The 9,337-nt window shown below is 66.6% G+C and carries 5 protein-coding genes and 2 pseudogenes; 5 read left to right on the top strand and 2 right to left on the bottom strand.

Annotated elements, in window-relative coordinates; translation table 11 throughout:
- Window positions 1–474 precede the first annotated feature (474 nt).
- Genes KHA85_RS15310 through KHA85_RS15300 form a run of 3 tightly spaced genes read left to right on the top strand, consistent with a single transcriptional unit; the run spans window position 475 to window position 3,796 of the window.
- Entirely contained in the window at window positions 475–1,215 is a 741-nt protein-coding gene (locus KHA85_RS15310) for a hypothetical protein (RefSeq protein ID WP_213186467.1), read from the top strand.
- Entirely contained in the window at window positions 1,212–2,261 is a 1,050-nt protein-coding gene (locus KHA85_RS15305) for an isopenicillin N synthase family dioxygenase (protein WP_213186466.1), read from the top strand. The genes KHA85_RS15310 and KHA85_RS15305 overlap by 4 nt, the downstream gene beginning before the upstream one ends.
- A complete protein-coding gene (locus tag KHA85_RS15300) occupies window positions 2,258–3,796 on the top strand; it encodes a high affinity choline transporter 1 (RefSeq protein WP_213186465.1) in 1,539 nt (512 codons plus the stop codon). The genes KHA85_RS15305 and KHA85_RS15300 overlap by 4 nt, the downstream gene beginning before the upstream one ends.
- Window positions 3,797–4,028: 232 nt before the next feature.
- Here the strand turns inward: KHA85_RS15300 and KHA85_RS15295 are convergent, their stop codons facing one another.
- Window positions 4,029–5,162 (bottom strand): PD-(D/E)XK nuclease family protein, encoded by a 1,134-nt coding sequence (locus KHA85_RS15295; RefSeq protein ID WP_213186464.1) that lies wholly within the window; start codon window positions 5,160–5,162, stop codon window positions 4,029–4,031.
- Between the two features lie 281 nt (window positions 5,163–5,443).
- Between KHA85_RS15295 and KHA85_RS15290 the strand changes: the two genes are divergently transcribed.
- Window positions 5,444–7,063 carry a hypothetical protein gene (locus tag KHA85_RS15290; protein ID WP_213186463.1) on the top strand — a complete coding sequence of 540 codons (1,620 nt, stop codon included), beginning with the start codon at window positions 5,444–5,446 and terminating at the stop codon, window positions 7,061–7,063.
- 40 nt (window positions 7,064–7,103) lie between these two features.
- Here the strand turns inward: KHA85_RS15290 and KHA85_RS15285 are convergent.
- Window positions 7,104–7,463: pseudogene (locus KHA85_RS15285) on the bottom strand (ATP-binding protein); the annotation flags it as partial.
- Between the two features lie 162 nt (window positions 7,464–7,625).
- Here KHA85_RS15285 and istA point away from each other — a divergent pair.
- A pseudogene (istA, locus tag KHA85_RS15280) lies at window positions 7,626–9,189 on the top strand (IS21 family transposase).
- Window positions 9,190–9,337 lie beyond the last annotated feature (148 nt).

The raw sequence follows: 9,337 nt of genomic DNA, 5'->3' as shown, positions 1-9,337 counted from the left end.
ATCACAAACAAAACACACTGTTGAGTTCTCAAACAACACCCACACACCGCTCACCGACGACCTCACAGTCACCGACTCGCGGGGCTCGCTGCCCATTTCGGGGCAACTTCTCCAGTGTAAGTCGCTCGCTCGCCCTAGTCAAAACCAGGTGAACCGCTTCCCTACTCCGGCTCGCTGCCCTCTCGCTGGGCCCTCGCCTCTCGGCTCCGGCCCCGCTCCCTGGCGGCTCCGATAAAGTTACACGGCTGCCGACAGAACACCTAATCGCGTGGTCAGCGCGGTTTTCGGCTCGCGAGCGAACTCCACCCTTCGTCATCGGTCCCATGCCCACTCCCCTCGTTCCATGGCCTCCCTTGACTTCCGGCTCCTCTGGCTCCGGGCCGCGACTCATCTCTTGACCTTGACGAAACAGCGCGGAAACGCAGCGCCGTTTGACTGATTCCGTTCAAGTGATCGTTTTTGAGGAGGGGTCCCATGACCCAGGCTCTGAGCCCCGCGCCCGCGGCTTACCGTCGTCGCCTGTTCCATGCCCGTGACGCCCCGCCCGACAACTGCACTGAGGTCTGGTGGATTCAGGGCGATCGGTACTTCTGCGACGCGCGCTTCACCACAGGCGTGTCGGGGCGGCCCGAGTTCCACATGGGTTTCGCCGGCGAGCTCGAGCCCACGGGCGTCGCGGCCGACGAGTTCGAGTGGGTCCACGCCATCACCGCCGGTGCCTCCTTCGGCAGCGCAGACGTCGGGCAGCTCTTCGAGGTGCCGGGCTGGGGGCTGCTGGAGGTCGGTCGCGGCTTCGACTACGTCGAGCTGTGGCAACGGTGCTCTGACGAGGTCGAACCCATGTGGGAGACCAGAGGCATCGACGAGAGCGGTACGGAGGCCGTGGTCGTCTGCGTCGGCGACCGATTCGGTCTCGCCCTGGGCCCCGACGCCGCGGGGAACCGTCCCGTCTCCGTGCACATCGGCGCTCGACACATCGGCTCGCTGCTCGACGGTTCGCGGGACGCCTCCTCGCTGGATCCCACGCCCCACGACGCAGCGGCGCCCGCACCACCGGAGTGGCGTGCCGAGCACTCCTCGTGGGCCCTCCGCGACCCGCTCCACTTCTCGATCGATCCCACACCGGACGGCGGCTTCACCCTTTCGTGGCGCGCCGGCGATCTCTCCGGCTCACCCATGCACTTCCACCCGATCCTCCAAGGAGCTCGTTCATGACCGACACCCAGCGCACGGCGGCCGACTTCGAGTCGATCCCCGTCATCGACGTATCCACCCTCGCCGATCCCGACGGCCCCAGTGACGAGTGCATCGAGCGCCTCGGCACGGCGGCGCGGGAGGTCGGGTTCCTCCTCGTGGTCAACCACGGCGTCTCCGACCGGACGTTCCGGTCGATGCACGAGGCCGCACAGCAGTTCTTCGACCAGCCCGAATCGGTCAAGCGCGAGGTCTACATCGGCAACTCCACTAACCATCGCGGCTACGTGCCCATCGGCGAGGAGGTGTTCGCCGGCGCCACGCCCGACCTCAAGGAGGCCTACGACCTCTCGATCGACCTGCCGGCGGACCACCCCGAGTACTTGGCCGGCAACCCGCTGCTGGGCCCCAACCAGTGGCCCGACCTGCCCGGCTTCCCGGAGGCGGTGATGACGTACTACGACGAGGTGTTCGGCCTCGGCTCCCAGCTCCTCGCCGCGTTCGCCCGCTACCTCGGCGTGGACCCGGCCGCCTTCCTCGGATCGGTCACCGAGCCGCCCTCGCAGCTGCGGCTCATCCACTACCCCTTCAACCCGGATGCGGAGGACCGCCCCGGGATCGGGGCGCACACCGACTACGAGGCCCTCACCCTGCTCAAGCCCACCGCGCCCGGGTTGGAGGTGATGAACGGCCGGGGCGAGTGGATCGAGGTCCCTTACCGTGACGACGCGATCGTGGTGAACATCGGCGACCTCCTCGAAGTGTGGACCAACGGCGCCTTCGTGGCCACGTCGCACCGGGTGCGGAAGGTCTCGGAGGAGCGCTACTCCTACCCGCTGTTCTTCACCGTCGACTACGACACGGTGGTCGCTCCGCTCCCCGCGCTCACCGACGGGGCCCAGGCGTACGAGCCGCTGCACGCCGGCGAGCACCTGTTCGCCCAGACCGCGCAGAGCTTCGCCTATCTCCGGCAGCGCATCGAGTCGGGCGAGCTCGCCCTCCCCGAGGGTGCCCGTCCGCTGTACTCGCTCGGCCGTGAGACCTCGCTGGTCGGAGGAGCGCGATGATCAACGCCGCCATCGCAGGAACAGTGCTCCTCCTCGTCGCCCTCGGCCTGTGGGCGTCCCGTCGGGTGAGGGGCCGTAGCGACAACTTCGCCGTCGCGGGCCGGACGCTGACCGTGCCCCTCGTCGTCGTCCTCCTCATGTCCCAGGTCATCGACTCCAACGCGACGGTCGGCGCGGCGGACCTGGCCGGCGGGTTCGGCTTCTGGGCCGGCGCGGCGATGCCGCTGGGCATCGCGGCGTCGTTCCTCCTCATGGGGCTCTTCGTGGCCAGGAAGGTGCGCGAGCGCGAGCTGTACTCGTTGCCCGAGTACTTCCGCACGACGTTCGGCCGCACCGGCGAGGTCCTGTCGGCGGTCCTCACCGTCGCGAGCTTCGGCATCCTCATGGCCGGCAACCTGGTGGCGCTGGGGCACATGCTGGACTACTTCATGGGCGTCCCCTACGGGCTGGCGATCCTCGTGGTGACGGGGGCAATTCTGGCGGGCACGGTGGTTGGCGGCATGTTCGCGTCGGTGTACACGGGGCTGTTCCTCATGGGCGTCATGACGGTCGGCTTCGTGGGGCTCTCGCTCTGGATGTTCGTCGGGCCCGGGTACTCAGCGCCGGAGGGCCTGGGCGTGCGGGACCTGGCGCAGCTGACCGATCCGGCCGCGGGCTCGGTGATCAACTGGGCGACCATGTTCGCGCTGGGGCTGGGCAACCTGGTGGCGATCGACGTGTTCCAGCGCGTGTCCTCCGCGCGGTCGGCGCGCGGCGCCCGGACCGCGAGCCTCATCGCCGCCGCCGGGACCGTGGTCCTGTGCGTGCCCCTGGCCGCGGTCGCGGTGGCCGGCGCGGGACTGCTCGGCGACGGCGCCACCGACTCCCCGATCCTCTTCCAGCTCCTCGCCGGCCCGGTGCCGGCGCCCATCGCGATGCTGGTCATCTCCGGGCTGCTTGCGGCCTCCCTCACCACCGTGAGCGGGGTCCTCCTGGCCACCTCGACCATCATCGTGGGGACCATCCTCCCCACGCGCACGCTGCGGCTGAGCGTGCTCCGGGCGTCCCAGCTGGCCATGATCCCCGTCGCCGCGATCGGGATCCTGGTGGCGCTGCGCGTGCACCACACCGGGATCCTGCTGACTCTGACCTTCGACCTGCTGTGCGCGAGCCTCGTCGCGCCGTTCGTGCTCTCGCTGTGGACCCGGCTGGCCAGCACCCGGGCGCTGGTGATCTCGACCGTGCTGGGCCTCGGGACACGGCTGGTCTTCTTCGTCCTCACCCCGACCATCTACGGCGTGGAGAACACGCTGCTCTACATCCCCAACACCGTGGTGACGGCGAGCGTCGACGGCTGGACGACGTTCCTCGCCGCGGCCGTGTCCCTGGTGGTCTACGTGGGCGTGGCTGCCGCGGATGCTCGCTGCCGGCCCGCGGCGACGGCGGTGGGCGACCAGGTCACGGGCGCGGCGCCGGTGGGCGCCGCGGAGCTGGCGGCCGGACCGGTGGTGATCAGCGCCGCGGACGCGGGCGTGGCCGTTCCGGCCAAGCCGTAGGTCCGCGCCGCGGGTGGCGCGCCGCTCCACACTGTGGGTGGCGCGCCGACCGCGAGCGGCGCCACGGAGGGAGAGATGACGACGACGACGAAGACGGCGCGCGCCGGCCCGTCGGCACCAGTTGTGTGAGTCGTCGAGGCGTCTGGCGAGGTGGCCCGCCGAAGGCGCTCAGGCCCGGTCCTCGTTCGAGGGCCGGGCCTGCGCAACACGGGGCTGTTCGGCGGTTCGGTAGCTACCGTCCTGCGTGAGCCGTCTGCCGATAGGCCCTCTCGGAGGCATGGGTCAGCAGATCGATGAGCCGCGACCATGTGGTCTGCTCCTTCACGGTCGAATACCGGTACCGGAACTGCTCGCCGTACTGGAGCCACTCCCGCTTACCGGGGTAAGGCTCAAGCAGCTCACTGAACTGCTCGAACTCTTCCTTGAAGGAGAAGTAACCTTCGTTCTCCTCCTCGAGGATCTGGCCTCGTTTGTCCGGATCGATCCTCCGCCATTCCTTGTCTCCCAAGATGCCGACGAGTCGCAGTTGCCGCCCCTCGAGCTGCCATCCGATCTTCCGGGTAACCCGCCCGGATTTGTACTCGATGAAGTGCTGGACGATCCCGCCCTTGCTGCGAGCCGACATCCCCGCGTCTACACGGGCACCGTCCGGCCTCTCCCCCGCCGCGTTGAGCCGCTCCCGAATGAGCTCCGCACAGCGCGCCATCTGGAGCTTCTTCACCACGCTCGCCAGCCTCGCCGCCTCTAGCGACTCCTGGAGCGTTGCCTCCAGCCAGAAGGGCGAATCCAGATCGCGCTGGGGGTCGTACTCGCCGGCGAGTTCGACCAGGTGGGCCGCCATTTCTGCGTACCGAGCCGCTAGAGCTCGATCGCTGCCTTCCAGCGCATCGACGGTTTGTCGGAGTGCAGGCAGCAGATCGGCGTAGGAGACGCACCTCCAACGCCCTGAACCGACTCGGGAAGTGTCGAATACCGGCGGAATAAGCGTGAGAAGTATCCACCGGGCGTTGTCGCCGAAACCCTGTTTCTCCAGTTTCTCGGCGTATCGCGCCAGTTGTTCCGCGTCAGGAAGCGCCATGACCTTGTTCTCCAAGAACAAGTGGCCCTCTGCGCTTGTCACATAGAGATCTACCTTCTGGTACTCGCGGAAGGCGGCGGTGGGCGTCTCCAGGCCGAACATCTCCCAGATCGGCGCGGACGCGTCCGGAGCGTTGGTAGCCAGCCAGAAGAGCATATTGCTGTGGAACAGCTCCTGACCCGCCGTGGACAGCTGGTACATCAGGTCCTTGCCCAAGGTAATAATCACCTTGTGCCCGGACCGCACATCCTGACTACTCACTGCCTCGTCGCCCGCTATCTCTGTCATTCAGCAAGTACATCATCACCACAGGCGGACAGGTTCTAGTCACGGCACCGACGCGCGGCGGTCCGCCGGCCAAGAGAGGTCCACGAGGTGGTCGGCAGCGCCTGAACAGCGATGGTCCGAACCTGCTCGGGTGCAGCGAACCGCCCCACCACCTGACCACCAAGGACATTCCATCCGCTGACTGGGGAAATCGCGCAGCGAATTTGACGGACCAACCGACTGGTGTCAGACCCCTGTGATGTTATTACGTGCAACAACCACGACACCCAACAAGGAACCGCGTGCTCCCACGTTTAACCAATTGGGACTCGTACCGCGCATGGAACGAAGCGCTGACCCACGAGTACTTCAACGATCAGTTCGCTGGCTCACCGGTCTACCTTTACCCGGACGACACGCGAATGGCCCTTGTCGCCAAGAAGCTGGGCATCAGCACCGCTGAGCCTGTCTCGGAACTCGCCGCCGCCGTCCGCGCTACGTTGCGCCTGGCCGAGCCGGATCCCCTTCGCGAACACGCCAATCTGACCGAGCGGTGGTGGCGTGCGAGACGCCGTAAGACGGCTGCGGACACCCCGACTCCTCCTCCGTTCATCGCACTACTCACGCTGTTCAGTGCGGCGGCCGAGCGCATGGGGGGCGATAAGAACATTGCGGCCAATGCCTATTACCCACACCTGTTCACTCTCCTCGGCGCCGAGAAGCGACCCGACAAGGACAGGCTCCAGAAGTCGTTCATGGCCCACTCGGAGGAGATCTGGACGGCGCTCAACGGCTGGCTCAACTCCTATGACGGGGCGATCGGTCTCCCCACCGCCTACGCACTGGGGCACCGCTTCGTGGGGCTGCCCATCTCCCAAGCCATTATCCGCGAAGCCGATAGGAGCGCCCTTCGGTCGTTCTTCAACGAATTCGGCCTTCCCCCCGGAACCGACCTCCCTGCAGGTGACCTCAGACCCCTACTGCAGACGTGGGTAGACCATCCGCATTCGTCTGCGACCAGTCGACTCCGGTCGATGTGGGCCAACAAAAACAGCCACTCGCGCCTTGCGGACGTCGTGGCTACAGAACTCTCCCAGTGGGACGGCTCGGGAGCCAGCAACGCGGTCGGCGGAGCGGCGGTGGGACGCACATCGCTATGTGTGAACGTCAATTCCTTCCCCTCCCCCAGGCTCGAATCCACCGTCGTCGCTACTTTCCCCGGCGTGGAGAGTGCGGACACGATCCTTATCGAGGGCACCAAGGGTCAGGTGGAGATGGAAGCGATACAGCTCATGGGCAATCGCATCCGCCCACGGCAACCAGTCCCTGTCGACCTGAGTTCATCGCTCGTCGGACTCATGACGCTCCGTGTCCCGGGAGCGAAGAGTCCGAGTATCCGCCTGCCGAGGCGGATCGTCACCTTGAGACGCGACCAGCTCCTCGGATACTTCGTGGAAACGGACCAAGTTTCATTGGGTGAGGACTACCTCCTCCTTGTGCGGAACGACCGGTCGCTGCCAAATAAAGTGTCCGACCTGCTGGAGAATCATGCGCGGCCGGGTTGGAAGGCCATCGATCACAAGCTACGAGGGGTCCCAGAAGGTTGGGTCCTATTCCGCAACGTCCAGCTGTTATCGGCACCGGCCACGCCGGGTCACTCTGACCTGACCCCACTGGTCCCTCTAATTCGCACCAAGCTCACCATCGACGGTGGATTCCGTTTTCCCGGCCGCGTCACACGCTGGTCCACTGCTGTCCCGCCCGAGATCCGTGCGCTCGCTGATATCGACCATATCTCCGTCGCTCTGACCTCCAAGTGGACGCTCGATGATCGACCTGTCGAGGCTGTGAGTATTTGGAGGCTTGGGGGCCATCGGATATTGCGTTCGGGGGCCAGCAGTATTGCCGTTGGGGGCCGGTGATCGCGTCTGTCGGGGCCACCGACCCCCAGCGGGGTTTTCGCTACTGGTGCGCGGCGGCGTGTTCGCGCATGTTGTGGGTACCGGTGTCGATCCAGATGGCGCTGTGGACGATGCGGTCCATGATGGCGTCGGCGTGGACCCCTGAGCCCAGGCGTTGGTGCCAGTCCTTCTTCGCATACTGGGTGCAGAAGACGGTGGATCCGGTGTCGTAGCGGCGCTCGAGCAGTTCGAGCAGCATGCTGCGCATCGCTTCATCGGGGTGGTCGAGGAGCCATTCGTCGATCACGAGTAGCGAGAACGCCGCGTACTTCTTGAGGAACTTGGTCTGCCCTTGCGGTCGGTCTTTCGCCAGCGCCCAGGCCTCTTCCAGGTCGGGCATTCGGATGTAGTGCGCCCGGTGAATATTCGTCTCACTGGGGGCCATCGCTATTGCCTTCGGGGGCCAGTGTCCGGAAACGCGATTATTGCGCTTGGGGGCCGGCAGTAGCGTCCGTGGGGGCCACCGGTCCTTAGGCTCCTTCCGTCGCGTGTATAGGGCGCGCGGCGGAAGGAGCAATCCGTGATGGTACGGAAGATCAGGGCGAAGCTCGTGTTGCAGCTTCGCGCCGAGGGACTGTCAGGCAGGGCGATCGCCGCCTCGCACGGCATGTCCCGCAAGAGCATCACGGCGGTGCTGGAGGCCGCCGATGCGACCGAGACGAGCTGGGACGACATCGCCGAGCTGACCGATGAGCAGGTGTACGCCCGCCTGTTCCCGGGCCGCGGGGAGCACGAGAGCGTGTTCGCCCAGCTGGACTGGGAGCAGGTCCACCGGGAGATGGCGCGGGTTGGGGTCACACTCAAATTGCTGCACAGCGAGTACACCGACCAGTGCGCCGCCTCGAAGGCACCGGCGATGGGCTATGACCGGTGGTGCAAGACCTACCAGCGGCACGTGATGGTCACCGGCGCCGCCTCCCGCGTCGGCCACAAGGCCGCCCAAACGGTCGAGGTCGACTGGTCCGGCCCCACGATGGAGCTCACCGACCCAGTCACCGGCGCGACGACGAAGGTGTACCTATTCGTTGGGTGCCTGCCGTTTAGCCGGTACGCCTTTGTCTATCCGGCGACCGATATGCAGCAGGACGCGTGGCTGCGGGCGCACGTGGCGATGTTCGAGAACTTCGGTGGCTCGGTACCGCGGATCGTGTGCGACAACCTCAAAACCGGGGTGGTCAAGCACCCCCGCGACGGGGAGATTGTGCTCGGGTGATGCCTACCGAGAGATGGCCGCCCACTACTCGGCAGCCGTTCTACCAGGTCGGATACGGCGCCCCAAGGACAAATCTGGGGCCGAGAACACCGTCTTGCATGTGGCGACGTGGGTCATCGCTGGCCTGCGGGACCGGAAGTTCGCCACACTGCCCGAGCTGGCCGAGGCGATCGGTGAGCGGATGGACGCCTACAACCGCGAGCCCTTCCAGAAACGCCCCGGCTCAAGACTCGGCGTGTTCACCGCGGAGGAGCAGCCCCTGCTGACGCCGCTACCGGCGGTGGCGTACGAGATCAGCCGGTGGCTCTACGGCCGCCGCGTGGGCCGCAACGCGCACGTGGTGTTCGAGCGCAACTTCTACTCCGCCCCACTGGCGCACATCGGCACCAAGGTCGACGTGCGGATCACCGCCCGAACGCTGGAGATCTACCGCGGCACCGAACGGCTCTCCAGCCACCTGCTGCTGCCGGAGAGCGCTTCCGGGCAGTACCGCACCAACGACGCCGACCTCCCAGCTGGCGAGCGATACCAACAGTGGGATGCACCTCGAGTACGCCAGTGGGCCGAGCGGGTGGGGCCAGCGGCGGTGATTGTGGTGGGCCGGGTCTTCGAATCCGTCCCGGTCGACGAACAAGGCCTGGACGCCGCCCTGGCGGTACTGCGCCTTTCTCGCCGTTTCTCGGCCGAGCGGGTCGAAGCCGCCTGCGCACTGGCGCTGACCGGTCCGGTGCGCTCGCCCCGGTACGCACACATCCAACCGATCCTGGTCCCCGGCCAGGACAAGGCCGCTGCCCTGCGACCGGCACAAGAAGCACCCGCTGAGGTCGGCGGCTACGTGCGCGGCGCCGACTACTACGCCGGAGGCACACGATGAGCGCCATCGACATCGAGACCAAACGCAAGCTCCGCGAGATGGGCGCCCAGCCCCTGCTGGATGCGATCGAGGCGCAACACGAGGACCACGTTCTCTCGGGATGAGCTTCCATGAGCGGCTGCAGCTGGTCGTCGACCACGCCCACGAG

Origin of the sequence: Dietzia massiliensis (assembly GCF_018390595.1) — a bacterium.
GTDB lineage: Bacteria > Actinomycetota > Actinomycetes > Mycobacteriales > Mycobacteriaceae > Dietzia > Dietzia massiliensis.
Note: the sequence above shows the minus strand (reverse complement) of the source record. Positions and strands in the feature narration are given on the sequence as shown.